Here is a 25,564-nt window from a genome sequence, read left to right on the forward strand (position 1 = left end):
CGACTCAGTGGAACAGCACGAACGCTTTCTGCAGGGTGACCCAGATGCCCCACAGCATCGGCATCCCGACCGCCAGCCAGGCCAGCGCCAGCAGCAGCGGATTGCCGCCGCGGCCGACCAGCGCCAGCTGCGTCGCGTCGGGCGCCGCCTGGCCGCTGCTGCCGACCCGCTCGTGGGCCAGTTGCTTCTCCGCGGCCAGCTCCTGCGGGGTCATGAAGTGCCTGGCGGCCACCGGCCGTACCAGCAGGTTGCAGATCAGGCCCAGCACCAGCATCCCGGCCAGGATGTACATGGTGGTGTTGTACACCTGTGACGGCGGCACGCCCATGCCCAGCTGGTACTCGCGCATGTAGCCGACCACCACCGGGCCGAGGATGCCGGCGGTGGCCCAGGCGGTCAGCAGGCGGCCGTGGATGGCGCCGACCATCTGCGTGCCGAACAGGTCGGCCAGGTACGCCGGAATGGTGGCGAAGCCGCCGCCGTACATCGACACGATCACGCAGAAGATACCGACGAACAGCGCGCTGCCGCCGACCTTGCCGGCCCACGGCGCGGCCGCGTACAGCGCGATGCCGAGCACGAAGAACAGCGAGTAGGTGTGCTTGCGGCCGAGCTTGTCGGACATGCTGGCCCAGAAGAAGCGCCCGCCGATGTTGAACAGGCTGAGCAGGCCGGTGAAGCCGGCGGCGATGGCGGCGATGGCGGCCAGTTGCGTGGTGTCCAGGCTGGCGAAGCCGGCGTTCACGCCGATCAGGCGGCCGCCGAACACCTCCTGCAGCATCGGCGAGGCCATGCCGATCACGCCGATACCGGCGGACACGTTCAGGCACAGCACGCCCCACAACAGCCAGAACTGCGGGATGCCCCAGACCTTGCGCACGTGCACGTGATGGGCGGTGATCATGGCGTTGGCGCTGGCGGTCGGCGCGCTCCAGCCGGCCGGGGTCCAGCCGCTCGGCGGCACGCGGTAACCGAACGCACCGGCCATCATGAACACGAAATACAGCCCGGCCATCACCAGGAAGGTTTCCTTCACGCCCACCGAGTCGGGGCCGGCGAAATGCCGCATCAGCGCGTCGGCCAGCGGGCTGCCGATCATCGCGCCGCCGCCGAAGCCCATGATCGCCATGCCAGTGGCCATGCCGCGGCGGTCCGGGAACCACTTGATCAGTGTCGACACCGGCGAGATGTAGCCCAGCCCCAGGCCGATGCCGCCGATCACGCCCGAGCCCAGCCACAGCAGCCAGATCTGGTGCAGGTGGATGCCCAGCGCCGAGATCACCAAGCCGCCGCACCAGCACAGCGCCGCGACCACGCCGGCCTTGCGCGGGCCGGCACGTTCCAGCCAGCCGCCCCACAGCGCCGCCGAGCAGCCCAGCAACACGAAGAACAGCGTGTACATCCACTGCAGTTCACTGATCTTCCAGTCGCAACTGGCCGAGACGATGCGCGCCAGGACGCCCATGTCGGCCGGGCAGGCCACCGCCTCGGTGATGCCCAGCGCCTTGGACAGCGGCAGCCAGAACACGCTGAAGCCATAGGCCATGCCGATGCACAGGTGGATCGCCAATGCCGCCGGCGGCACCAGCCAGCGGTTGAAGCCCGGCCCGGCAACGATGCGTTCCTTCGAGAGCAGGCCGGCACGATCGGTCGGCGCGGAACCGGCAACGCGGTGCAAGTCGTTCATCTGGTATCCCCTCGGATGCGTCGGCGCCCTGGGTGCGGATGACGTGCCGGCGGCCTCTGCACGATGCCGCCTGCGAACGGCCCGCCGACGCGCGACCGCACGCGCCGAGCGTAGTACAAAACGCACAGTGGCGCCGCGCCATCGGCCGGAAGTGTGCGGCACGCCAGTCCTTGTGCAGTGCACGATGGCCAGACGCGGCGCGACCGATCCGCCCGTGCACGCCGCGCCGGCCCAGGCGCGATTCCGCCGCTGCCTGCTGGTCGGTTAGGCTTGCGCCCCCCTCGCCTGCGAAATGGTCCCATGCCTGTCCCCTACCGCTTCGGCTTCGCCGCCAGTCTTTTGCTCGGCAGCCACCTCGCCCATGCCGCCGCGCTGCCCACCGACGTGCTGCAGCAGGTGCCGGCCGGCTACCAGCCGCTGGCGCAGCTGCAGGCCGATCTCGATGGCGACGGCCGTGCCGACTACCTGGTCGCGCTGCAGCAGCGTGGCGAGGCACAGCGCGATCCGGCGCCGGCGCGGCCACTGCTGATCTTCGTGCAGCAGGGCGACGGCCATTACCGGCTGGTGGCGCGTAACGACCGGGTGATCCTCAAGCGCGACGAGGGCGGCCAGTGCGACCCGTTCACCGATGGCGAGGATCCATTCGCCGCCAAGGGCCGCTACTTCACCGTGCAGAACGGGGTCTCCTGCGGCCAGCACTGGACCGACTTCATCACCTTCCGCTACGACCCGCAGCGCAAGCAGTGGTTGTTCCACAAGCGCATCCAGCAACGCTGGGAACTCAACCCGAATCCATCGCCCGACGCCGAAGCGCTGGTCAAGGATGGCGACCGGGTGCAGTCGGCCGATCCGAAGCATCCGGTGGCCTTCGCCGACTACGCCCCGCGCTGAGGCGGCAAGGCGCTACCGGCGTGCCGCGCCGTCGGTAGCGATGGACGCAGCCTCCCCGGCGCTGAAGCGAGAGCGCGCCGCTTGCCCAAGCACCGAAGCGGCACGCACCGCCAGGGCGACGCGGCATGGTCACCGATGCACGCGACCTGCCCCGGTGCTGTGCAACGCGCCAGTCGCGGTGCCCAGCCAATGCCACGTCCGAATGCGGCCAGCGCCGGATCGCAGCGACCGGCACCCTGCACGCTCCATCCGTTCCCGGAGCGCCCATGTCCAGCTTCCGTTGTGTCGGCCTGCCGGCCGCGCCATTCGTGCCGTTGTTCGATCTCGACGACGCGCAGTTGCAGGCGCGTCACGCGCGGCGTCTGCGCGCCGACAGCGCGCTCGGCTATCCGTGCCGGATCAGCCTGGAGGACGCGCAGCCCGGCGAGGAACTGCTGTTGCTGCACTACCTGCACCAGCCCGCGCAGACGCCCTACCGCGCCGCCGGACCGATCTACGTGCGCCGCCACGTCGCCACCGCCGCACCGGCACCGGGCGAGGTGCCCGATGCCATCGTGCGCCGCCTGATCTCGCTGCGCGGCTACGACGCCGGCGACATGCTGATCACCGCCGACGTGCAGCCGGGCGAGCGCATCGCCACCGCGATCGCCTGCGCCTTCGCCGACCCGCAGGTGCGTTATCTGCATCTGCATCATGCGCGGCAGGGCTGTTTTGCGTGCCGGGTGGAGAGGGAGCCGGGAGTGGGGTGAAGCCGGGATTGGGGAGTCGGGATTGGGGATGATTGGCTGCACCGCGATCTGGAACACCGCCGTTGCCGTCGTAGGAGCGGCTTCAGCCGCGACGGGCCTTCCCGGGAAAGCCTGTCGCGGCTGAAGCCGCTCCTACGGCATGCCAGGCGCGGCCAAGCGCTTCACCAATCCCCAATCCCGACTCCCCAATCCCCGCTACTCACCCAGATTGATCCAGGTCGCCTTCATCTCCGTGTACTTGTCGAAGGCGTGCAGCGACTTGTCACGGCCGTTGCCCGATTGCTTGTAGCCGCCGAACGGGGCGGTCATGTCGCCGCCGTCCCAGTAGTTCACCCACACGCTGCCGGCGCGCAGCTTGCGCGCCACGCGGTGCGCGCGGCCGATGTCGCGGGTCCACACGCCCGCCGCCAGGCCGTAGTCGCTGTCGTTGGCCATGCGCAGGGCGTGCGCCTCGTCGTCGAAGGCGATCACCGACAGCACCGGGCCGAAGATCTCCTCGCGGGCGATGGTGTGCTCGTGGCCGACCTCGTCGAAGATGGTGGGCTCCACGTAGCAGCCGCCGGGCACCACCTCCACGCGCTTGCCGCCGAGCAGCAGGCGCGCGCCTTCGGCGTTGCCGCGGGCGATATAGTCGAGCACGCGGTGGGTCTGGGTCTCGTCGACCAGCGCGCCCATCGCCGCGTCGTCGTCGAACGGATGCCGCGGCTGCAGCGCGCGGCCGGCGGCGACCACGCGGTCGACAAAGTTGTCCTTGATCGAGCGCTCCACCAGCAGACGCGAGGCCGCAGTGCAGACCTCGCCCTGGTTGTAGAAGATCGCCGCGGCCGCCGCCTGCGCCGCCTGCTCCAGGTCCGGCGCATCGGCGAACACCAGGTTCGGACTCTTGCCACCGCACTCCATATACGCGCGTTTCATGTTCGACAGCCCGGCGCACTGCAGCAGGCGCCGACCGACCGCGGTGGACCCGGTGAACACCAGCCCGTCCACGTCCATGTGCAGCGCCAGCGGTTCGCCCGCGCCCTTGCCATAGCCCGGCACCACGTTGAACACGCCGTCGGGAAGGCCCGACTCGGTGACCAGCTCGGCCAGGCGCAGCGCGCTCAGCGGCGATTTTTCCGAGGGTTTGAGCACCACCGAATTGCCCGCGGCCAACGCCGGGGCGATCTTCCACGCCGCCATCAGCAACGGGAAATTCCACGGCACGATCGCGCCGACCACGCCCAGCGGCTCGCGGGTGATCAGGCCCAGTTCGTCCTGCCCGGTCGGCGCCACTTCGCCGTACAGCTTGTCCACCGCCTCGGCAGTCCAGGACAGGCAGCGCACCGTCGCCGCCACATCGACCCGGCGCGCATCGCGCACCGGCTTGCCCATGTCCAGCGACTCCAGCAAGGCCAGTTCGTCGGCATGGCGTTCAACCAGGTGGGCCAGCGCCAGCAGGCTCTTCTTGCGCTGCGCCGGCTTGGCCTGCGACCAGTGCCCGGCCTCGAAGCTGCGCCGCGCCGCGGCCACCGCGCGGTCGATGTCCTCGCTCTCGCCCTCGGCCACGCGGCCGAGCAGGCGGCCGTCGATCGGGCTGATGCAGTCGAAGGTCTTGCCGCTGGCGGCGTCGACGTAGCGGCCGTCGATGAAGGCCTGGGTCCGCGGACGCAGCGTGTCGGCCATCGCCTGCCAGGCGTCGCGGGTGCGGGGTGCGGTCATCGGGAACTCCTGCTGCGGCGGAAGGATCGGAACGGCGCGGCAACCAGCGGCGGCGCCATGCGCATGCGGCTCAGAACGTGGCCGGCGTATTGGCGCTGACCAGCACCACGGTCTCGCGGCCGATGTTGCGGAACCGGTGCGGCACCCGGCTTTCGAAATAGTAGCCCTCGCCCGCGCGCAGCACCCGCACCTGGCTGCCGACAGTGATCTCCACCTCGCCGGCCACCACCACCCCGCCCTCTTCGCCGTCGTGCACCAGCATCGCGCTGCCGGTGTCGCTGCCGGGCGGCATCACCTCGCGCAGGATGCACATCTGCCGCTGCGGGCGATGCCGGCCGACCAGGTAGTAATGGATGCCGTCGCTGCCGACGTCGGGCAGTTCGTCGGCGCGGTAGAACGGCGCATCGGCCTCGCCCGGGTCCAGGTCCTGGGTGAAGAACTCGGCCAGCGAGATCGGGATGCCGTCCAGCACTTTCTTCAGCGAACTCACCGATGGGCTGACCTTGTTCTGCTCGATCAGCGAGATGGTGCTGTTGGTCACGCCCACCCGCTTTGCCAACTCGCGCTGGCTCAGGCCATGGGCGGTGCGAACCCGGTGCAGGCGGGCGCCGATATCCATCGCGGTGGGAAACGCCGGTGGCGGTGTTGCGGGATACTTTACACACCCGCCCCAGGCGGTCAATTTCGCGCCTGGCGCCCGTGTTGCGGCGCAACCAGGAAATGCCCGTAACACTCATGCGAACTGCGCCACGCCGAGTCACACCCGGCGCATCGGCTTGGTGTAAAGTTTTTTCAACATCCCTCGCGTGGAGCCTGCGATGCGCCCTCAGCCGCCCCTCTCGTCCCAGGCGCTGTCCGACCACTACGCCGCGCAGGCCACCCGCGAGCCGGACACGCTGGATGCGTTCTGGATGCCATTCACCGCCAACCGCCAGTTCAAGGCGCGACCGCGGCTGCTGGCCTCGGCCGAGGGCATGCACTACCGCAGCGTGGACGGGCGCCAGATCCTCGATGGCACCGCCGGCCTGTGGTGCTGCAACGCCGGCCACGCGCGACCGCGCATCGTCGAGGCGGTGGCGCGGCAGGTCGCCACGCTGGATTTCGCGCCGACCTTCCAGATGGGTTCGCCGCTGCCGTTCGTGCTCGCCGAACGCCTGGTGGAACTGTCGCCGCCGGGACTGGACCACGTGTTCTACACCAACTCCGGTTCCGAGTCGGTGGACACCGCGCTGAAGATCGCACTGGCCTACCACCGCGCCCGCGGCGAGGGCCAGCGCACCCGCTTCATCGGCCGCGAGAAGGGCTACCACGGGGTCGGCTTCGGCGGCATCTCGGTGGGCGGCCTGCCGAACAACCGCAAGGCGTTCGGCCCGCTGCTGCCGGGCGTGGACCACCTGCGGCACACGCTCGATCTGGAACGCAACGCGTTCTCGCGTGGCCTGCCGACGCATGGCGCGGAACTGGCCGAGGACCTGGAACGGCTGGTGACGCTGCACGATGCGTCCACCATCGCCGCGGTGATCATCGAACCGATCTCCGGCTCGGCCGGGGTGGTGCTGCCGCCGCACGGTTACCTGCAGCGCATCCGCGAATTGTGCGACAAGCACGGCATCCTGCTGATCTTCGACGAGGTCATCACCGGCTACGGCCGCGTCGGCCACGCCTTCGCCGCGCAGCGCTTCGGGGTGACCCCGGACATGATCACCACCGCCAAGGGGCTGACCAACGGCTGTGTGCCGATGGGCGCGGTGTTCGTGTCCCACGCCATCCACGAGGCGTTCGCGCACGGCCCGGCCAACGCCATCGACCTGTTCCACGGCTACACCTACTCCGGCCATCCGCTGGCCTGCGCCGCGGCGCTGGCGACGCTGGACACCTATGCCGAGGAACAGTTGTTCGACAAGGCGATCGAGCTGGGCCCGGTGTGGGAAGAAGCGATCCACGCGCTGCGCGATCTGCCGCACGTCATCGACATCCGCAACTTCGGCCTGATCGGCGCGATCGAACTGGCGCCGCGCAAGGGCGCGCCCGGTGCACGCGCCTACGAGATCTTCGAGCGCTGCTTCCACGAAGGCGACCTGCTGATCCGCGTCACCGGCGACACCATCGCGCTGTCGCCGCCGCTGATCGTGGAGCCCACGCACATCGAGCGCATGTTCGCGGTGCTGGCGGACATGATCCGCAGCACGCCCTGATCCCTCCCTCATCACCCAACCCACCGCCCGCGCTCCCCACGCGCTGCGTCTGCCTGGAGAACCGCTCATGCTGGTCGGCGTTCCGAAAGAGATCAAGAACCACGAGTACCGGATCGGGCTGACCCCGTCCGGGGTCCGCGAACTGGTGTTGCATGGCCACCAGGTGCTGGTGCAGCGCGGCGGCGGCCAGGCCATCGGCCTGACCGATGCCGAGTACGAGCGCGCCGGCGCGCGCATCGCCGAGGATGCGGCCAGCGTGTTCGCGCAGGCCGAGATGATCGTCAAGGTCAAGGAACCGCAGCCGGAGGAATGCGCACTGCTGCGCCCCGGGCAATTGCTGTTCACCTATCTGCACTTGGCGCCGGATCCGCAGCAGGCCGCGGCGCTGCAGCGCTCCGGCTGCACCGCCATCGCCTACGAGACCGTCACCGACGGCCACGGCGGCCTGCCGCTGCTGGCGCCGATGAGCGAGGTCGCCGGGCGCATGGCGATCCAAGCCGGCGCGCATGCGCTGGAGAAGGCGCAGGGCGGCTCGGGTGTGCTGCTCGGCGGCGTGCCCGGGGTCAAGCCGGCGCAGGTGCTGGTGATCGGCGGCGGCGTGGTCGGCATCAACGCCGCGCGCATGGCGATGGGCCTGCACGCGCGGGTGACCGTGCTGGACCGCTCGCTGGAGCGGCTCAAGTACCTGGACGAACTCTACGGCCAGCAACTGACCACGCTGTACTCCACCCGCGATGCGATCGAGCAGTGCCTGCCGCACACCGACCTGGTGATCGGTGCGGTGCTGATCCCCGGCGCCGCCGCGCCCAAGCTGGTGTCGCGCGAGCAACTGGCGCTGCTGCGGCCCGGTTCGGTGCTGGTGGACGTGGCGATCGACCAGGGCGGCTGCTTCGAGACCAGCCACCCGACCACGCACCAGCAGCCGACCTACGAGGTCGACGGCATCGTCCACTACTGCGTGGCCAACATGCCCGGCGGCGTGGCCCGCACCTCCACCTTCGCCCTCACCAACGCCACCCTGCCGTTCGTGCTGCTGCTGGCCGAACACGGGCTGCAGGCGCTGCGCGACGACCAGGACCTGCGCAACGGCCTCAACGTGCACGCCGGCAAGCTCACCCACCGCGCGGTGGCGCAGGCGCTGGGCCAGGACTTCGTGCGGCCGCTGGACGCGCTGGGCTGAGCCCTTTCCACCGGTCCAAACCGCCAGGAGCGCCGCGCATGCACGACCGCCTGCCCCACTTCATCGACGGCCGCGTCAGCGCGGCCGACGGCCCCGCCGCCGACGTGTTCGACCCGGCCAGCGGCCACGCCGCGCGGCAGGTGCCACTGGGCGATGCCGGCACGGTCGACCTGGCCGTGCAGGCGGCCGCCCGCGCCTTCCCCGGCTGGGCGGCAACGCCGCCGCTGCAGCGCGCGCGGGTGCTGTTCCGCTTCCGCGAGCTGCTGGAACGCCATGCCGACGACTTGGCCCGCTGCATCAGCGCCGAGCACGGCAAGACCGTGACCGATGCGCGCGGCGAAGTGGTCCGCGGCATGGAGGTGGTGGAGTTCGCCTGCGGCATCCCGCACCTGCTCAAGGGCGAGCATTCGCACGACGTCGGCCGCGGTGTGGACGCCTGGAGCGAATACGCGCCGCTGGGCGTGGTGGCCGGCGTCACCCCGTTCAATTTCCCGGCGATGGTGCCGCTGTGGATGCTGCCGGTGGCGCTGGCCTGCGGCAACAGCTTCGTGCTCAAGCCCTCCGAACACGCGCCCTCGGCGTCGCTGCTGCTGGCCGAATGGCTGCACGAGGCCGGGCTGCCGGCCGGCGTGTGCAACGTGGTGCACGGCGCCAAGCCGGCGGTGGACGCGCTGCTGGCGCACCCGCAGGTGCAGGCGCTGAGCTTCGTCGGCTCCACCGCGGTGGCCGCCGACCTGTACGCGCGCGGAAGTGCGTTGGGCAAGCGCGTGCAGGCGCTGGGCGGGGCCAAGAATCACCTGGTGGTGCTGCCCGACGCCGACCTGGACGATGTCGCCGACGCCCTGCTCGGCGCCGGCTACGGCTCGGCCGGGGAACGCTGCATGGCGATCTCGGTGGCGGTGTGCGTGGGCGATGCGCTGGCCGATGCGCTGGTGGCCAGACTGGCGCCGCGCGTGGCCGCGCTGCGCCTGGGTCCCGGCCAGGCCGACGCCGGCCGCGACGAGCCGGACATGGGCCCGCTGGTCAGCGCCGCGCACCGCGAGCGCGTGCTCGGCTACATCCACAGCGGCGTGGCCGAGGGCGCGCGCCTGGTGGTCGACGGCCGCCCGGCACGGGCGTCCGACCACCCGGGCGGCTTCTTCCTCGGCGGCAGCCTGTTCGATCACGTACGCAGCGACATGCGCATCTACCGCGAGGAGATCTTCGGCCCGGTGCTGTGCGTGGTGCGGGTGGCCGACGCCGCCGCCGCACTGCGCCTGATCGCCGAGCACGACTACGGCAACGGCGCGGCGGTGTTCACCCGCGATGGCGGCGCCGCGCGCGCCTTCGCGCGGCAGGTGCAGGCCGGCATGGTCGGCATCAACGTGCCGATCCCGGTGCCGATGGCCTTCCACAGCTTCGGCGGCTGGAAGCGCTCGCTGTTCGGGCCGCTGCACGTGCACGGCCCGGACGGCGTGCGCTTCTACACCCGGCTCAAGACCGTCACCGCGCGCTGGCCCGAGGCCGCGGGCGGCGCCGAGTTCGCGATGCCGACGATGCGATAGAGGGGTGGGAATGGGGAATGGGGAATGGGGAATGGGGAATGGGGAATGGCAACAGCATCGGCTGCGGCTGCATCGTCGCCTGATGTGCACGAGACGGCGCTTTTCGATTCTCCATTCCCGATTCCCCATTCTCGAATGGCAGTCGTGCCCGGGTGTAGCCTTGCCCCACCCCGGCGTCCGGCCGTGGGCCACCGCCGCCACAGGAGCCGCTCCATGATCAAGGTCAGCGTGATGTACCCGTACACGCCAGGCGCCCGTTTCGACCATGCCTACTACCGCGATACGCACATGCCGCTGGTACAGGCGCGCATGGGCGCCGCCTGCCTGCGCTACACCGTGGACAAGGGCCTGTCCGGCGGCACCCCCGGCAGCGATCCGACCTACGTCGGCATGTGCCACATCTTCAGCGACTCGGTGGAGGCCTTCCAGGCCGGCTTCGGCCCGCATGCCGACGAAATCCTCGGCGACATCAAGAACTACACCGACCTGACGCCGGTGATGCAGATCAGTGAGGTGGTTGTCGGGTAAGGCTCGCTACGCGAGCCGGGATTGGAGATTCGGGAGTAGGGATTCGGACAGCGCGCGGCAGTGTCGGACAGGCAGCTTGGCGCTCTTACGAATCCCGAATCCGCCAATCCCCAATCCCAGCCCTCTACAATGCCGCCCCACTCGCCACACCGTGCCGACCCGTTGATGAACATCGTTGTCAAAGAAGACCTCAAGGCCTACATCGATCCGCTGACCGCCGACGAGTACGCCGCCCTGGAACGCAGCCTGCTGGCCGAGGGCTGCCGCGATGCGCTGGTGCTGTGGGGCGACATCCTGGTCGACGGGCACAACCGCTACGGCATCTGCCAGAAGCACGGGTTGCCGTTCCAGACCGTGCAGAACACCCGCTTCCAGTCGCTGCAGGACGTGCACCTGTGGATGATCGACCAGCACCTGGGCCGGCGCAGCGTCTCCGATTTCCAGCGCGGCGTGCTGGCGCTGCGCAAGCGCGAGATCCTCGCCGAGCGGCGCGCCAGCGCGGCCGCCGCGGACGCGCCCGTGGCCGACGCCGCCGACCCGGATGTCGCTGCCGCCGAGGCCGCGAGCGACGCCGATACGCCGCCCTGGGCCGATGCGCCGGCGCCGCTGAGCCGCGCCGAGCTGGCGCGCGTGGCGCGGCTCAGCAACAGCCAGGTGGTGCAGATCGAGAAGATCCAGAAGCAGGCCGCCGCCGAGGTCGTGGAAGCGGTCAAGTCCGGCACGATTTCGATCAATGCCGCCGCCGCGGTAGCCAGCCTGCCCGAGGAGGAACAGCGTGCCGCGGCCATGGCCGGCAAGGACGAACTGAAGCAGGCCGCCAAGCGCGCCCGCGAGTCCAAGCGCAAGCCGAAGCAGACGCCGCCGGCCGAGGCCGAGGACGCGGCTCCGACAGCGGACGCCGCTGGCGACGCGACGGCAGCGCTGCGCCAGCGCGTGGCCGCCCTCGAAGCCGAGAACCAGGCGCTGCGCGAGGAAGTGGCGGCGCTGCGCGCGCAGTTGCCGGACTGATCCACGCACACAGGCAAGCCCTGCGCCGGCCGGATACCGGGGCCGCCGCATGCAGCCGCACTCACCGTGCACTGCGTAGACTCGCCGCATGAGCGCGTCTCCCAACCTCACCCTGCCCCCCGATCCGCGCCGCGCGCAACTGCGGCGCATGAAGCTGCTGGCGGTGCTGTTGCTGCTGGCCATGCTGTGCGGTTTCCTGCTCAGCCATGCCATGGGCCTGCACGGCGTGTGGGCCTGGGTCGGTGCCTTCTGCGAAGCGGCCACGGTCGGCGCACTGGCCGACTGGTTCGCGGTCGTGGCGCTGTTCCGGCATCCGTTGGGCCTGCCGATTCCGCACACCGCGATCATCCCGCACGGCAAGGCGCGCATCGCCGACAGCCTGGCGGTGTTCGTGCGCGATCAGTTCCTGGAGCCGGGCGCGCTGCTGGCCAAGCTCAGCGCCTTCGATCCCGCGGCACGGCTGGGCCAGTGGCTGGCCGAACCGGCGCAGTCCGCACGGCTGGCCGACCTCGCCCGCGGCTGGGCGTTGCAGGCACTGGACCTGTTGGACGAAGCCGCGGTGCGGCGCCGCATCCACGGCTTCGTGGTGGCGCGGCTGCGCGACTGGGACGCCGCCGCCACTGCCGGCGAGCTCCTCGGCCTGCTCACCGCCGACGGCCGCCACCAGGCGCTGCTCGACGAGGCGCTGACCCGGCTCGGCCGCCACCTGGACGATGCCGCGGTCAAGCAGCGGGTCTCGGCGATGATCGTCAAGTACGCCCGCCGCGAGTGGCCCAAGCTGGTCGGCACCGTGGAGTGGGTGAAGCCGGTCGAGGGCATCGCCGACACCCTCGCCGAGCGCCTGGCGCATGCGCTGCTGGAGGAACTGCAGGACGTGCTGTCGCAGCCGCAGCACCCGCTGCGCCAGGACTACGAGCGCTGGCTCGGCGGCTACGTGCAGCGGCTGCGCGCCGACCCGGCCACCGCCGAGAAAGTGCAGGCGCTGAAGCAGCGGCTGATCGACCACCCCGGCGTGCAGGAGTACGTGCAGGGCCTGTGGGACCAGATCCATACCGCGCTGCGCGAGGATCTGTCGCGCCAGGACGGCGCGCTGGTGCAGCACCTGCAGCGCGCCCTCGGCGCGCTCGGCCAGTCGCTGGCGCAGGATCCTGCCCTGCGCGAGGCGCTCAACCAGCACCTGCTCGGCGGCGCCGAGCGGCTGACCCAGCGCCTGCGCAGCGGCGTCACCGAGCACATCGCGCAGACCGTGAAAGGCTGGGACGAACGCCATCTGGTCGAGCAACTGGAACTGAGCGTGGGCCGCGACCTGCAGTACATCCGCTTCAACGGCACGCTGGTCGGCGGGCTGATCGGGCTGGCGCTGCACGCTGCCGTCACGCTGCTTGGCTGAGCGTGGCTGTGGAGGATGCAATGCCCCGCTCGCGCGGTCGGCCAGGCGCCGGCGCACGATGCGATGCGATGCAGACACACCGTGTCGCGGACCGCTTGCCTACGACACACCGTGCCATCCACGCAGCAAGGTGTAGACACGCCTCGGCTCTTTCGCCGGCAGGGCTGGCGCGACCGCACCACCCGCGCTAGCGTTGGGGCACGGCCCGCGGGACGTTCGCCGTCACTGTGAACGCCATTCCGCAACCGGCCGGGGGAGTGCCGATGCGCGTGCCGAACGCGCGTTCGCCAAAGGAAGGGGGAGCATGTCGAAAACACGCCGGACACCTGTCGCCGGCCCTGCGCGACTGGCGCGGCTCGCCGCCCTGGCCGTGCTGGCCGTCGGGTTGCTCGCCGCCCTGCTGATCGCGCACGGCGTGCGGGAACGCAACCGCGCACAGGCGCAGGCGCGCTTCCAGCAACTGGCCTCGCACGTGGCCAGCGATCTGCGGCAACGCCTGGACACGTACGAGCACGGCCTGCGCGGCGCGCGCGGCGCGGTGATCGCGGCCGGTGGCGACCGCATCTCCCGCGCGCGCTTCGCCCGCTACAGCGCCTCGCGCGACTACCCGCGCGAATTCCCCGGGGTGCGCGGCTTCGGCTACATCCAGCGGGTGCCACGCGTCGAGGAGGCCGCGTTCCTGCAGCAGGTGCGCGCCGATGGCGCGCCGTCGTTGCAGATCGGCGAAGTGGCCCCGCACCCCGGCGACCGCTTCGTCATCGTCTACATCCAGCCGATACGCTCCAACAATCCCGCCGAGGGCTTCGACATCGCCTCCGAGCCGGCGCGGCGGACGGCGGCGATGGCCGCGGCGCGCTCGGGCGCGCCCATCATTACCGCGCCGATCCGCCTGGTCCAGGCACCGGGGCTGGGCAACGGCGGCTTCCTGCTGCTGTTGCCGGTCTACCGCGAAGGCCTGCCGCTGCAGACCGCGGAACAGCGCTGGCAGGCCACCAGCGGGTGGGCCTACGCGCCACTGAACATCGCCGAGGTGCTGGCCTCCTCCGACGACCACAGCAACGACCTGCGCCTGAGCCTGGCCGACAGCCGGACCCCGACGCAGCCGTTCTACCGCGACGACGCCACGCCGATGCTGGCCGGCGGCCCCGCCGCCGAGCGCACCCTGTCGGTCTATGGCCGCCAATGGCGGCTCAGCGCGCAGGCCACGCCGGGCTTCGTCCGATCGCTCGACCAGACCTCACCGCTGTTCGCCGGTGCGCTGGCTGCCGGCATCGCCCTGTTGCTCTCCGCCCTGCTCTACGTCTTCCTGACCAGCCTGCGCCGCCGCGACCTGATCCTGCGCGAGCAGGGCCAACTGGCCGCGCTGGTCGCCGGCACCAGCGAGGCGATCGTCGCCGAGGACCTGCAAGGCCGGGTGACTCACTGGAACCCGGCGGCCATGCGCATCTTCGGCTACACCCCGGAGCAGGCGATCGGCCAGCCGCTGCAACAACTGCTGGGCGCACAGATCCGCGCTCCGGTCGACAGCGGCGATGGCGTGCGCGAACTGCGCCACCGCGACGGCCACCCGGTCAGCGTGCTGGCCAGCGTCTCGCCGATCGTCGGCACCGGCGGCGGCACCATCGGCCATTCGCACCTGCTGCACGACGTCACCGAGCAGGTGCGCGCGCAGGCGCGGGTGCTGGAACTCAACGCCACGCTGGAGCAACAGGTGGCCGAGCGCACCAGCGAACTGGTCACCTACTCGGCGCTGCAGCGCGCGATCCTGGCCAATGCCGGCTACGCGATCGTCGCCACCGACCCGGACGGCGTCATCACCCTGTTCAATCCGGCCGCCGAACTGCTGCTCGGCTATGCCGCGCACGAACTGATCGGACGCAAGGCCACCGGCCTGTTCCTGGATCCGCAGCAACTGAGCGCACGCGCCGAGCGCATGGCCGCGCAATCGGGCATGCCGGTGCAGCCCTCCTTCGAGTCGGTGGCGGCGCTGTCCACGCTGGGGCGCAGCGACACCCGCGAGTGGACCTACCTGAGCAAGGACGGCCATGCCTTCCCGGTGCTGCTCACCCTGAGCACGCTGCGCGACGACGACGACCGGGTGATCGGCTACCTCGGCATCGCCGTCGATCTCACCGAGCAGAAACGCCGCGAGCGCGAGCTGCGCCTGGCCATCGACGCGGCCGAGAGCGCCAACCAGTCCAAGAGCGATTTCCTGGCCAACATGAGCCACGAGATCCGCACGCCGATGAACGCGATCCTGGGCATGCTGTACCTGTTGCGGCACAGCGCCCTTTCGCAGGCGGCGCAGGACATGATCCAGAAGATCGAGCTGTCCGCGCGCAACCTGCTGGAGATCATCAACGACATCCTCGACTTCTCCAAGATCGAGTCCGGGCGCATCGACCTGGAATCGGCGCCGTTCGATCTCAACGAGTTGCTGGAGAACATCGCCGCGCTGATGACCTCGGCGACCAGCGCCAAGCCGGTGGAGATGATCGTCGAGCCGTTGCCGCCGGGCTGCCGCTGGCTGCGTGGCGATGCGCTGCGCCTGAACCAGGTGCTGATCAACCTGGTGGGCAACGCCATCAAGTTCACCGAACAGGGCGAGGTGGCGCTGTCGGTCCGCGCCTTCCCCGGCGCCGAACCCGGCAAGCTCAAGCTGCTGTTCTCGGTGCGCGACACCGGCATCGGCATCCCGCGCGAGAAGCAGAGCCTGATCTTCTCGCCGTTCCTGCAGGCCGACACCTCCACCAGCCGCCGCTACGGCGGCAGCGGCCTGGGCCTGACCATCAGCCGTCGCCTGGTGGAGCTGATGGGCGGGCAACTGGAAGTGCAGAGCGCACCCGGCCAGGGCAGCGATTTCTACTTCGTCATTCCGTTCGCGGTGGCGCCGGCACCAGCCGCCGAGGCCGAACCGGCGCAGGCGCGGCGGGTGCTGATCGCCGACGACCACGACCTGGTGCGACGCAGCCTGACCGACATCGCCAATGGCTTCGGCTGGCAGGTGGAAGCGGTGTCCACCGGCACCGCCGCACTGGCCGCGGCCGCGCCGGAACGTGCCGAGTTCGACGTGATTTTGCTGGACTGGCGCATGCCGGACCTGGACGGGCTGAGCGTGGCCCAGCGCATCCGCGCGCAATCGGCACCGGACCGGCAGCCGATCATCGTCATGGTCACCGCCTACGAGCGGCGGATGATCCAGGAGCAGCAGCCTGGCGTCGCCGACGTGGATGCGGTGATGACCAAGCCGGTCACCGCCTCGGCCCTGCAGCGCACCATCGGCATGCTGCTGGCGCGCCGCAACGGCGAGATGCCCGCGCCGCAGCCCGGAGACGGCGTCGCGCGCCTGGCCGGCGCACGCTTGCTGGTGGTCGACGACAGCGACATCAACCGCGAGGTCGCGCAGCGCATCCTCGAAGGCGAAGGCGCGCTGGTCGACCTGGCGCAGGACGGCGCGCAGGCACTGCAGCGGCTGCGCCGCGATCCCGGCCGCTTCCACGTGGTGCTGATGGACGTGCAGATGCCGACCATGGACGGCTACGAAGCCACCCGGCAACTGCGCGCCGATCCGGACCTGGCCGCCGTGCCGGTGATCGCCCTCACCGCCGGCGCCTATCGCCAGCAGCAGGAACTGGCGCTGTCCAGCGGCATGAACGACTTCATCGCCAAACCGTTCCAGGTCGAGGAACTGATCGCGGTCATCCGCCGGTTCCTGCCGCCGAACCTGGCCGCGCTGCCACTGCTGCCACTTGCCCCGCCACCGTCCGCGCTGCCGGCAGACGACTGGCCGATCAGCGACCCGGCGTTGCTCGATACCGTCCAGGCGCAGCGGCTATGGGGCGAGCGCGATCCGTATCGACGCTATCTGCTGAAGCTGCTGCAGGAGTATCCCGATCCAGCGGCGAGCGTCCGTACCCTGCTGGAGACGCAGCGGCTGGCCGAGGCCATCTCCCTGGCGCACAAGTTGCGCGGTTCGGCCGGATCGCTGGCATTGCCGGCGTTGAGCGTCGCCAGCGCCGCCCTCGAAGAACGGTTGAGCACGGCGCCGACGCAGGCACAAGCCGAGATCGCCGCGATGGCCGCGGCGATGGCCGATACCGCCGCCGAAGTGCTGCGCTTCGCCGACGCCACGCAGGTCCCGACGACACCCGCGGCAACAAGCGGCACGGCGGTGGACCCGGCGACGCTGCAGGCGTCCTGGTATCAGGTGCTGCAGGTGCTGGACAGCGACGACCCGGACCGCATCGAGCAGACGCTGCGGCAACTCGCGCCTGTCCTGCCGCCGGCGCAAACGGCCGAGCTGCAGCAGTTGCTGGAGAACTTTTCCTTCCGCGAGGCCGAGGCCAACGTCAGGCGATGGCTGGCCGATGCACACGATTGAGCGCGCGTAACGAGAGATCACCATGACCCTGCCGTGCATTCTCTGTGTCGACGACGAACCCAGCAACCTGGCGCTGATCCGGCAGCTGCTGCGCGAGGACTACGCGCTGGTGTTCGCCAAGAACGGCGCCGAAGCCTTGCGCGGGGTGGCCAAGCACCGCCCGGCGCTGATCCTGCTGGACGTGGACCTGCCCGACATCGACGGCTACACCCTCGCCCGCACCCTCAAGGAAGATCCGCGCAGCGCGACGATCCCGATCATCTTCGTCACCGGCAAGGACAAGGACACCGACGAGAGCATCGGGTTCGACGCCGGCGGCGTCGACTACATCACCAAGCCGTACTCGCCGAGCATCCTGCGCGCACGCGTGCGCACCCACCTGTCGCTGGTCAGCGCCACCAGCCTCGCCGACAGCCACCGCGACGCGATCGAGATGCTGGGCATGGCCGGCCACTACAGCGACTCGGATACCGGCACCCACATCTGGCGCATGGCCGCCTACGCCCGCGCGCTGGCGCTGGCCGCCGGCTGGTCGCGCGAGGACGCCGACCTGCTGGAGCAGGCCGCGCCGATGCACGACACCGGCAAGATCGGCATCCCCGATGCGGTACTGAAGAAGCCCGGGCCGCTGGATGCCACCGAGTGGCAGGTGATGAAGCGGCATCCGCGGATCGGCTACGACATCCTCAGCCGCAGCAGCGCCCCGCTGTTCCGCCTGGCCGCCGAGGTCTCCCTGTACCACCACGAGCACTGGGACGGCGGCGGCTACCCGGCCGGCGTCTCCGGCACGCAGATTCCCGAATCGGCGCGCATCGTGGCGCTGGCCGACGTGTTCGATGCACTGACCTCGCCGCGCCCGTACAAGGACGCGTGGCCGCTGGAACAGGCGATGGCGCTGTTCCGCGACAAGGCCGGCAGCCAGTTCGAGCCGCGCCTGGTGCAGTTGTTCGAGGCGATCCTGCCGCAGATCCTGCAGATCCAGGCGTATTGGAACGAACGCGAGGGCGAGGACGACCGGCCGCCACGCGGCCAGGCGCAGGCCGCGCTGCGGCATCACGGCAGCTGATACAAGCCCCTCTCCCCCCCGGGAGAGGGGTTGGGGTGAGGGTACGGCGCGAAGCGACTCGCAGAGATTGAGGACACGAGGCTTCGCCCGTCTCCTCATCCGCCCCTTCGGGGCACCTTCTCCCGGATGGAGAAGGAACAGCGCACTACGCTCCGCGACGGGCGTTACCGGTAACGCCCATCGCGGCTGAAGCCGCTCCCACAAAAACAGGCGAGGCGCCGCGCGCTCAGCGCCGCTGCAACCGCCAGGCGCGGTGGATGCGCGGGTTGCGCTCGAAATCGGCGTCGATGGTCTGCGCGCTGATCTCCTCGCACACCGCGAACTCGGCCAGCGCGTTCTCGTCCAGCTTGAAGCGGCGGAAATTGTTGGAGAAGTACAGCACGCCCTCGGGCATCAGCCGCGCCACCGACGCGCGCAACAGCCGCACGTGCTCGCGCTGGATGTCGAAATCCTCGGCGCGCGCGGAGTTGGAGAAGGTCGGCGGGTCGCAGAAGATCACGTCATAGCGGTTCTTCTCCGCCTCCAGCCAGCTCAGCGCGTCGGCCTGCACCAGCCGGTGCTGGGCGCCGCCCTTGCCGTTGAACGCCAGGTTGTCGGCGCACCACTGCAGATAGGTGCCGGACAGGTCCACGCTGGTGGTGGAATCGGCGCCGGCCACCGCTGCCTGCACGCTGGCCACGCCGGTGTAGCAGAACAGATTGAGGAAACGCTTGCCGCGTGCCTGCTGCGCCATCACGCCGCGCAGCGGGCGGTGATCGAGGAACAGCCCGGTATCCAGGTAGTCGAACAGGTTCACCCGCAGCAGCGCGTCGTGCTCGCGCACCACCAGGAACTCGCCGCGCTGCTCGAAACGACCGTACTTGCTGCCGCCCTTGCCACGCTCGCGGGTCTTCAGCGCCACCTGTTCGGCCGGCACCGCGAACACCTCGCGCGCGGCGGCCAGCAGTTCGTTGCGGCGGCGGCGCACGTCCGCGTCGGGGATGCTGTCCGGCGCCGCATACTCCTGCACGTGCAGGAAGGTACGCGCCTGGCCGCCGTCCTCCTGGTACACGTCGATCGCCGCCGCGTACTCGGGCAGGTCGGCATCGTAGGCGCGGTAGCAGCCGATCCGCTCGCGCGTGCGCCAGGTCTTGAACTTGCGCAGGTTCTTGCGCAGGCGGTTGGCGACCATCTGTGCGCCATCGCTGAGTGCCCGCGGTTCCTCCATGGCACCGGCACGCGGCGCAACCGCGATCGGGTCGCAGACGATCAACGGGCACTCCAGCGCGCCGTTGAACATCTGGTACTTCTTGGCTGCGCGCAGGCCGGTGGCATAGGCCAGTTCGTCGCTGCCGCACAGCAGGCTGGCGCGCCATTGCGGCACCGCGCGCTTGAGCGCATCGCCCAGGCGCCGGTACAGCGCCGCGTCGGCGACCAGGCGCTCGTCGTAGGGCGGGTTGCACACCACGGTGCCCAACGCCTGCGCCGGCGCAGGCAACGCGGCGACGTCGTGCACGGCGAAGGCGATGGCCTCGACCACGCCGGCCGCTAGCGCGTTCTCGCGCGCCGCGCGTAGCGCATGCGGGTCGATGTCGCTGCCGTACAGCACCGGCCGCAATGCGGCGCGACCGGTCTGGGCACGCTGCCGCGCCTCGGCCAGCAGCGTGCGCCAGGCCGCCAGGTCGAACCCCAGCCAGCGGCTCGGCGCGGCGTCGGCATCGGCGTCGCCGCGCTGCTGCGCCGCCAGTTCGCCGCGCAGCAGGCCCGGCGCGACATCGGCGGCCATCAGCGCGCCTTCGATCAGCAGCGTGCCGCTGCCGCACATCGGATCCAGCAGCCCGCCGCCTTGCGCATACAGCGCCGGCCACTGCCCACGCAGCAGCACCGCCGCGGCCAGGTTCTCCTTCAGCGGCGCCTCGTTCTGCGCCTGGCGCCAGCCGCGCCGGTGCAGCGAGCCGCCGCCCAGATCCACCGACAGCGTCGCGCGGCCCTTGCGCAGTGACAGATTGAGGCGCAGGTCCGGGTGCTCCACATCCACCGAGGGCCGTTCCAGGCCCTCGCCGCGCAGGGTGTCCACCACTGCATCCTTGACCCGCTGCGCGGCGAAGCGCGCGTGGGTGATGCCGGTGCCGGACACATGCGCGTCCACCGCCAGGGTGTGCTGCGGCGCCAGATGGCTGCGCCATGGCAGCGCCGCGACGCCTGCGTACAGCGCCGCCTCGTCGGCGCAGTCGAAGGACTGCAGCGGCCACAGCACGCGGCTGGCCAGGCGCGACCACAGCACCGCGCGCTGCGCGTCCTGCAGGGTGCCCTCGGCATTGACCCCGGCGACAGTGGCGGTGGCCTGCGCCACGCCGAGCGCGAGCAGTTCATCGACGAGCAGGTATTCCAGGCCCTTGGCGCAGGAGACGAAGAATTTCACGGGATTCGGACCACAACGGACGGGAGAAGGGCGCGACGGCGCTGCGGCCACATGGGCCATCATGGCGCACGGCAGACTGCGGGCGGTGCGCAGCGCCTGCGGCGGCGCCGGTGCCGGTTGCCGCGGAATGCGCGACGGAAGGCAAACGCACGCCGTCGAAACGCCGCGCAGAATAGCACAGCGCCGCGACCGCCCCGCCCCATCCCGGCGCCGCTGCAGCGCAAGGTCCGCATTCAATCCGTCGCCGCGCTGCCCCGTGCCTTCAGGACCGTTCCGTCGCGGCCGACCCAACATTGCTGCAGATGGTTCGCACGCGCGAGGCGCTGCAGCCGCGACGGCTGCGCCAGGTGCTGCATGAACGCGTCATAGCTGGCCAGGCTCTGCTGCATCAGCCGTGAGGGCCGCGGCAACACGAACACCCACGGCGTGCGGACCGGCAAGCTGCGCAGCACCAGGGCCGGGTCGCCCTCGGCCCCGGCGGGCGTCAGCGGCCAGTGCGCACGCACGAATGCGCTGTCGATCGCCCCGTCCTGCGGCAGTCCCTGCTCCGCTCCGTCCAGCGCATCGTCCAGCACGTAACGCGCGCCGTGCTGCTTGAGCACGCTGCCGTTGAGCAGCAGGAACCCCTGCCATTGCCGCAGCAGTTGCAGGAACGGAAAGGCCTGCAGCGGCGCGGTGGTGCCGTCGGCGGCTTGCAGCAAGCGTTCGGCGTGCACGCTGAAGCCATGCAACCACTGCAAGATCTGCTTGAACGTGGTCGGCAACGCCACCAGCCTTTCGCACAGCGGCAGGTGGAACGGAAAATGCCCACTCGCCGGCGTCCACAACGTGGCGGTCAGCGGCTGCAGGAACGAGGCATCCCGGTCGACCTCCTTCGGCAGCGGATAGCGCTGCGCGAAAGCCGTCTCGAAAAAATCGGCAGGCAGCGAGAAACGGGTCGCGTCGCACAGCGCCAGCGCGGCCTCGATATCGCGCCTCAGCGCGTCCAAATGCGGTGACATGGGTGTCCAGATTATCGGTCGATCAGGCGATGCTGGAATCCTGCCCGGTTGCGCGCAGCGCGGCCAGCGCCAGGCGCTACCGCCAATGGCGCGGACCGGCGACACGCCCTCAATGCGAGGCGACAAAGGCCGCGCCAGGCATGGCCGGCGGCACCGCGAAATCGGCGCGCAGGCGCCGTGCCTCTGCCATCGGTGGCCGGCCGAACAGACGTTTGAACTCGCGGGTGAACTGCGATGGGCTCTCATACCCCACCGCGTGACCGGCGGCCGCGGCGGTCATGCCCTCGCGTGCCATCAGCAGGCGTGCCTGGTGCAGGCGGATCGACTTCAGATACTGCATCGGCGCGACCTGAGTGACCGCCTTGAAATGCGCATGGAACGACGCAGTGCTCATCCCCGCCTCGCGCGCCAGCTGCGCGACGTCGAGCCGCCGGGCATGATCGCGATGGATGCGTTGCAGGGCGCGACCGATGCGGCCGAAGTGGCCTTGCTGGGCCAAGGCCGCGCGCAGCCCGTGGCCTTGCGGCCCGGTCAGCACGCGGAAGTACAGCTCGCGCACGAGCGCGCGGCCGAGGATCGCCGCGTCCAGCGGGCGGCTCAGCGCCTGCAGCAGGCGCTGCACGATCTGTCGCATGGTGTCGTCCATCGGGCTGGACAGCATGCTCGCCGGCGCCTGCGCCAGCGGCACCGGGCCGGCCTGGTCGAGCTCGACCAGCAGCCCCGCCGCGAGCTGGAAGTCCAGATGCAGGTACAGCGCCAGCAACGGCCGCTCCGCGCTGCCGTCGGACTGCATGGTGAAGGGCACCGGGACGGCGACGGACAGATAGTGCTGCTCGTCGTAGACGAACACCGACTCACCGAAATGGCCACGCTTGGCGCCCTGGCAGACGATGACGATGCCCGGGTCGTACAGCACTGGCGTCTCGGTCAGCGGCCGGTCCGAACGCAGCACCCGCACATCCGGCAACGCGGTCAGGTTGTAGCCCTCCTGCGGCGCCAGGGCGCGCAGCAGGTCCACGGAACTGGCGGCAGCAGTCATAGAAACAGGCAAGGATTGCAGAGATCGCGGCATCGGCGCAGCGCATCGATCATCGCATCATTCGCCGCTCATCCCCATCAGGAGCGTGCCATGGCACAGCAGAAGACCTTGCTCATTACCGGCGTCAGCAGCGGCTTCGGCCGCGCGCTGGCCCAGGCGGCACTGGCGGCCGGACATCGGGTCGTCGGCACCGTGCGCAGCGCGCAGGCGCGGCAGGAGGTCGAGGCGCTGGGCGCCGGGGCGGCCGGCCGCGTGCTGGACGTCACCGACGTCGACGCCATTCCCGGCATCGTCGCCGAGATCGAAGCCACGGTCGGGCCGCTGGACGTGCTGGTCAACAATGCCGGCTACGGCCACGAGGGGATCCTGGAGGAATCGCCGCTGGAGGCCCTGCGTCGCCAACTCGAGGTCAACGTGGTCGGCGCGGTGGCGATGATGAAGGCCGTCCTGCCCTATATGCGGCAGCGACGCCGCGGCCACATCGTCAACATCACCTCGATGGGCGGCTTCATCACCCTACCCGGCATCGCCTACTACTGCGGCAGCAAATTCGCACTGGAGGGCATTTCCGAGGCGCTGGGACAGGAGGTCGCCGCGCTGGGCATCCACGTGACGGCGGTGGCGCCCGGGTCGTTCCGCACCGATTGGGCGGGCCGTTCGATGGTCAGGACGCCGCGCAGCATCGCCGACTACGACGCGCTGTTCGATCCGATCCGCGACGCCCGCCGGGCCAAGAGTGGCCACCAGCTCGGCGACCCGGACAAGGCCGCCCAGGCCATGCTGGCGTTGATCGATGCGCCCGCGCCGCCAGCGCACCTGCTGCTGGGCAGCGACGCGCTGGCCCTGGTGGGTGACAAGCTCGACTGCCTGAAGGCGGACATCGCCGCATGGGAGGCGGTGAGCCGTTCCACCGATGCCTGAGCGGCAGTCGCCGCGCCGGCTCTGCGACGTGCAACGTCGGCAACAGCACGGCATCGATGCAGGCGGCAGGCTGCGCAAATCACCGCGCCGAGGGGCTGTTGCTGTCGCTGCCCTCCCCCGCTCGCCGCTCGCCGCACCGTGCCCGGCGGCCGACACGTCGACGGCAGCGCATGCCACTCACCACGGCGTCAGCCGCCACGCTTCGGCATCGGCCTGCAAACGCTGCTGCAGGCGCAGCGTGTCCAGGAAGTCCGCATCGTGCGAGACCACCAGCAGCGCGCCGGGATACTGCAGCAGCACCGCGCGCAACGCGTCGCGGGCCTCGCGGTCCAGGTGATTGTCCGGCTCGTCCAGCAACAGCAGTTCGGCCGGCGGTGTGCGGTAGAAGGCGCAGGCCAGCGCGGTCTTCAGCCGTTCGCCACCACTGAGCTGGCCGCAGGCCACGCCGATACGCGGCGCGTCCAGGCCGAGCAAGGCCAGCCGCATGCGCAGCTCGGCGAGCGCGATGCCCGGTGCTGCCGCCTGCACCTGCGCCAGCGCGGTGGCGGCCGGGTCCAGCGACGTCAACGACTGATCCAGGTAGGCGCTGGCGGCGTGCACCCGGCAGGTGCCGGACAGCGCCGGCACCTGCCCGGCCAGCGCGCGCAGCAGGGTCGACTTGCCGCTGCCGTTGGCCCCGACCACGCCGATCCTTGCGCCGCCCTGCACCACCAGATCCAGCGGCTGCCGCGTCGCCGGCGCGAACGGCAGTCGCAGCGCCTGCAGCTCGACCAGGCGGCGGCTGGCCGCATCGGTCGGCGGCGGCGCGAACAGCGCCACCGGCGCCTCGGGCTGCACCTGGCGCGCGGCCTCGGCGATCCGCGCCAGGCTGCGCGCCTGCGTGGCCTGGTGGTCGCGCAGGCGCTTGCCGGCGCTGTCCTGGCTGCGCTGCTTCTGCCGGCCGAGCAGGATCGGTGCCTGGTTGGCCGTGCTGGCCTGCTGTCGGCCGCGCGCGCTGCGGCGCTGCTGTCGATCGTGCTGCGCCTGCCAGGCGGCGCCGTCGCGCGCGTGCTGGAGCTTGTGCTGCGCCAGTTCGGCCTGCGCGGCGTCGCGCTCGCGTGCCCGGCACTGCAGGTAGAACGCGTAGTCGCCGCCGTAGTCGCGCAGCCCGCCAGGCGACAGTTCCAGCGTGCGCTGCATGTCCTGCAGCAGCAGCGCATCGTGGCTGATCACCAGCAGGCCGCCCGGCCAGCGCTGCAGCGCCTCGCGCAGGCGCTGCCGCTGCGCCGCGTCCAGGTGCAGGGTCGGCTCGTCCAGGATCAACACGTCGGCATCGGCCAGCCAGGCGCCGATCAACGCCACACGCATCGCTTCGCCGCCACTGAGCGTGCTGGCCAAGCGTTGCGGCTCCAGCGCGCCCAGGCCGTGCGCGTGCAACTGCGCCTGCAGGCGCTGGGCGATGTCCCAACGCTCGCCGAGCGCATCGAAATCCGCCACGTCGGCACTACCGGCCTCGATCCGTGCCAACGCCCGCAACGCCGCGCCCACGCCGGCCAGGTCGGCGACCGTGGCGTGCGGCGCCGGCGCGATCTGCTGCGGCACGTAATGCAGGCGGCCGTGGCGCACGCAGCGTCCGGCGCTGGGCGTCAGTTCGCCGGCGAGCAGGCGCGCGAACACGCTCTTGCCGACGCCGTTGCGGCCGACCAGGCCGGTGCGCCGCGCATCGAGCGCGAAGTGCAGATCGGAAAACAGGATCCTGCCGTCAGGCAGAACATGGGTCGCGCTGTCCAGCGCAAGCAGCGGATGCGTCATGGGAACCTCCATGGATGCCGGTCGTGCCCGCCGAGAGATCGGCAGGAAGGACGAAGGCCGTCGCGAAGACGGCGGCATCAATGGCGCATCGGCG

At 70.6% G+C, this 25,564-nt stretch carries 18 protein-coding genes; 11 read left to right on the plus strand and 7 right to left on the minus strand.

Annotated elements, in window-relative coordinates; translation table 11 throughout:
* Positions 1 to 4: 4 nt before the first annotated feature.
* A complete protein-coding gene (locus GGR71_RS01135) occupies positions 5 to 1,687 on the minus strand; it encodes an OFA family MFS transporter (protein ID WP_160957122.1) in 1,683 nt (560 codons plus the stop codon).
* 300 nt (positions 1,688 to 1,987) lie between these two features.
* On the opposite strand from GGR71_RS01135, the gene GGR71_RS01140 reads away from it, so the two are divergent.
* Together GGR71_RS01140 and GGR71_RS01145 are read left to right on the plus strand one after the other, a co-directional pair.
* Complete coding sequence (locus tag GGR71_RS01140; protein ID WP_160957123.1) at positions 1,988 to 2,578, plus strand: hypothetical protein; 591 nt, start codon at positions 1,988 to 1,990, stop codon at positions 2,576 to 2,578.
* Positions 2,579 to 2,844: 266 nt separating this feature from the next.
* Complete coding sequence (locus GGR71_RS01145; RefSeq protein WP_160957124.1) at positions 2,845 to 3,327, plus strand: DUF1203 domain-containing protein; 483 nt, start codon at positions 2,845 to 2,847, stop codon at positions 3,325 to 3,327.
* A 195-nt stretch (positions 3,328 to 3,522) separates the two neighbouring features.
* On the opposite strand, the gene GGR71_RS01150 is transcribed toward GGR71_RS01145, so the two are convergent.
* Positions 3,523 to 5,025, minus strand: a complete 1,503-nt coding sequence (locus GGR71_RS01150; protein WP_160957125.1) for an aldehyde dehydrogenase — start codon at positions 5,023 to 5,025, stop codon at positions 3,523 to 3,525.
* Positions 5,026 to 5,095: 70 nt separating this feature from the next.
* A complete protein-coding gene (locus GGR71_RS01155) occupies positions 5,096 to 5,644 on the minus strand; it encodes a cupin domain-containing protein (RefSeq protein ID WP_160957126.1) in 549 nt (182 codons plus the stop codon).
* 187 nt (positions 5,645 to 5,831) lie between these two features.
* Here GGR71_RS01155 and GGR71_RS01160 point away from each other — a divergent pair, with 187 nt between their 5' ends.
* From GGR71_RS01160 to GGR71_RS01195, 8 genes are all read left to right on the plus strand, one after another.
* A complete protein-coding gene (locus GGR71_RS01160) occupies positions 5,832 to 7,220 on the plus strand; it encodes an aminotransferase class III-fold pyridoxal phosphate-dependent enzyme (protein WP_456362563.1) in 1,389 nt (462 codons plus the stop codon).
* Between the two features lie 67 nt (positions 7,221 to 7,287).
* Complete coding sequence (gene ald / locus GGR71_RS01165) at positions 7,288 to 8,400, plus strand: alanine dehydrogenase (RefSeq protein ID WP_160957128.1); 1,113 nt, start codon at positions 7,288 to 7,290, stop codon at positions 8,398 to 8,400.
* A gap of 38 nt (positions 8,401 to 8,438) precedes the next feature.
* The gene (locus GGR71_RS01170; RefSeq protein WP_160957129.1) at positions 8,439 to 9,944 is read left to right on the plus strand and encodes a CoA-acylating methylmalonate-semialdehyde dehydrogenase; all 1,506 of its coding nucleotides are present in this window, start codon (positions 8,439 to 8,441) and stop codon (positions 9,942 to 9,944) included.
* Positions 9,945 to 10,157: 213 nt separating this feature from the next.
* The gene (locus GGR71_RS01175) at positions 10,158 to 10,472 is read left to right on the plus strand and encodes an EthD family reductase (RefSeq protein ID WP_160957130.1); all 315 of its coding nucleotides are present in this window, start codon (positions 10,158 to 10,160) and stop codon (positions 10,470 to 10,472) included.
* A gap of 165 nt (positions 10,473 to 10,637) precedes the next feature.
* Positions 10,638 to 11,480, plus strand: coding sequence for a ParB N-terminal domain-containing protein (locus tag GGR71_RS01180; RefSeq protein WP_160957131.1), 843 nt, complete (start codon positions 10,638 to 10,640; stop codon positions 11,478 to 11,480).
* A gap of 88 nt (positions 11,481 to 11,568) precedes the next feature.
* Positions 11,569 to 12,870 (plus strand): DUF445 domain-containing protein, encoded by a 1,302-nt coding sequence (locus tag GGR71_RS01185; RefSeq protein ID WP_456362564.1) that lies wholly within the window; start codon positions 11,569 to 11,571, stop codon positions 12,868 to 12,870.
* A 304-nt stretch (positions 12,871 to 13,174) separates the two neighbouring features.
* On the plus strand, positions 13,175 to 17,251 hold the full coding sequence (locus GGR71_RS01190; RefSeq protein WP_160957132.1) for a CHASE domain-containing hybrid sensor histidine kinase/response regulator: 4,077 nt from the start codon (positions 13,175 to 13,177) through the stop codon (positions 17,249 to 17,251).
* A 22-nt stretch (positions 17,252 to 17,273) separates the two neighbouring features.
* On the plus strand, positions 17,274 to 18,317 hold the full coding sequence (locus tag GGR71_RS01195; RefSeq protein ID WP_160957133.1) for a response regulator: 1,044 nt from the start codon (positions 17,274 to 17,276) through the stop codon (positions 18,315 to 18,317).
* A 226-nt stretch (positions 18,318 to 18,543) separates the two neighbouring features.
* On the opposite strand, the gene rlmKL is transcribed toward GGR71_RS01195, so the two are convergent.
* From rlmKL to GGR71_RS01210, 3 genes are all read right to left on the minus strand, one after another.
* Positions 18,544 to 20,718, minus strand: a complete 2,175-nt coding sequence (gene rlmKL / locus GGR71_RS01200) for a bifunctional 23S rRNA (guanine(2069)-N(7))-methyltransferase RlmK/23S rRNA (guanine(2445)-N(2))-methyltransferase RlmL (protein ID WP_184451582.1) — start codon at positions 20,716 to 20,718, stop codon at positions 18,544 to 18,546.
* Between the two features lie 233 nt (positions 20,719 to 20,951).
* Positions 20,952 to 21,719 (minus strand): hypothetical protein, encoded by a 768-nt coding sequence (locus GGR71_RS01205; protein ID WP_160957135.1) that lies wholly within the window; start codon positions 21,717 to 21,719, stop codon positions 20,952 to 20,954.
* 109 nt (positions 21,720 to 21,828) lie between these two features.
* Positions 21,829 to 22,758, minus strand: a complete 930-nt coding sequence (locus GGR71_RS01210) for an AraC family transcriptional regulator (protein WP_053069786.1) — start codon at positions 22,756 to 22,758, stop codon at positions 21,829 to 21,831.
* A 90-nt stretch (positions 22,759 to 22,848) separates the two neighbouring features.
* Between GGR71_RS01210 and GGR71_RS01215 the strand changes: the two genes are divergently transcribed.
* Positions 22,849 to 23,679 carry an oxidoreductase gene (locus tag GGR71_RS01215; RefSeq protein ID WP_160957136.1) on the plus strand — a complete coding sequence of 277 codons (831 nt, stop codon included), beginning with the start codon at positions 22,849 to 22,851 and terminating at the stop codon, positions 23,677 to 23,679.
* Positions 23,680 to 23,856: 177 nt separating this feature from the next.
* Here GGR71_RS01215 and GGR71_RS01220 read toward each other — a convergent pair whose 3' ends face one another.
* A complete protein-coding gene (locus GGR71_RS01220; protein ID WP_160957137.1) occupies positions 23,857 to 25,470 on the minus strand; it encodes an ABC-F family ATP-binding cassette domain-containing protein in 1,614 nt (537 codons plus the stop codon).
* Positions 25,471 to 25,564: the final 94 nt, after the last annotated feature.

The sequence above is a fragment of the Xanthomonas sp. F1 genome (assembly GCF_014199855.1).

What these genes read in the sequence shown, in the direction of transcription:
- GGR71_RS01135 (WP_160957122.1), bottom strand. Translation starts at nt 1,687, where the DNA reads ATGAACGACTTGCACCGCGTTGCCGGTTCCGCGCCGACCGATCGTGCC.
- GGR71_RS01140 (WP_160957123.1), top strand. Translation starts at nt 1,988, where the DNA reads ATGCCTGTCCCCTACCGCTTCGGCTTCGCCGCCAGTCTTTTGCTCGGC.
- GGR71_RS01145 (WP_160957124.1), top strand. Translation starts at nt 2,845, where the DNA reads ATGTCCAGCTTCCGTTGTGTCGGCCTGCCGGCCGCGCCATTCGTGCCG.
- GGR71_RS01150 (WP_160957125.1), bottom strand. Translation starts at nt 5,025, where the DNA reads ATGACCGCACCCCGCACCCGCGACGCCTGGCAGGCGATGGCCGACACG.
- GGR71_RS01155 (WP_160957126.1), bottom strand. Translation starts at nt 5,644, where the DNA reads ATGGATATCGGCGCCCGCCTGCACCGGGTTCGCACCGCCCATGGCCTG.
- ald (WP_160957128.1), top strand. Translation starts at nt 7,288, where the DNA reads ATGCTGGTCGGCGTTCCGAAAGAGATCAAGAACCACGAGTACCGGATC.
- GGR71_RS01170 (WP_160957129.1), top strand. Translation starts at nt 8,439, where the DNA reads ATGCACGACCGCCTGCCCCACTTCATCGACGGCCGCGTCAGCGCGGCC.
- GGR71_RS01175 (WP_160957130.1), top strand. Translation starts at nt 10,158, where the DNA reads ATGATCAAGGTCAGCGTGATGTACCCGTACACGCCAGGCGCCCGTTTC.
- GGR71_RS01180 (WP_160957131.1), top strand. Translation starts at nt 10,638, where the DNA reads ATGAACATCGTTGTCAAAGAAGACCTCAAGGCCTACATCGATCCGCTG.
- GGR71_RS01185 (WP_456362564.1), top strand. Translation starts at nt 11,569, where the DNA reads ATGAGCGCGTCTCCCAACCTCACCCTGCCCCCCGATCCGCGCCGCGCG.
- GGR71_RS01190 (WP_160957132.1), top strand. Translation starts at nt 13,175, where the DNA reads ATGTCGAAAACACGCCGGACACCTGTCGCCGGCCCTGCGCGACTGGCG.
- GGR71_RS01195 (WP_160957133.1), top strand. Translation starts at nt 17,274, where the DNA reads ATGACCCTGCCGTGCATTCTCTGTGTCGACGACGAACCCAGCAACCTG.
- GGR71_RS01205 (WP_160957135.1), bottom strand. Translation starts at nt 21,719, where the DNA reads ATGTCACCGCATTTGGACGCGCTGAGGCGCGATATCGAGGCCGCGCTG.
- GGR71_RS01210 (WP_053069786.1), bottom strand. Translation starts at nt 22,758, where the DNA reads ATGACTGCTGCCGCCAGTTCCGTGGACCTGCTGCGCGCCCTGGCGCCG.
- GGR71_RS01215 (WP_160957136.1), top strand. Translation starts at nt 22,849, where the DNA reads ATGGCACAGCAGAAGACCTTGCTCATTACCGGCGTCAGCAGCGGCTTC.
- GGR71_RS01220 (WP_160957137.1), bottom strand. Translation starts at nt 25,470, where the DNA reads ATGACGCATCCGCTGCTTGCGCTGGACAGCGCGACCCATGTTCTGCCT.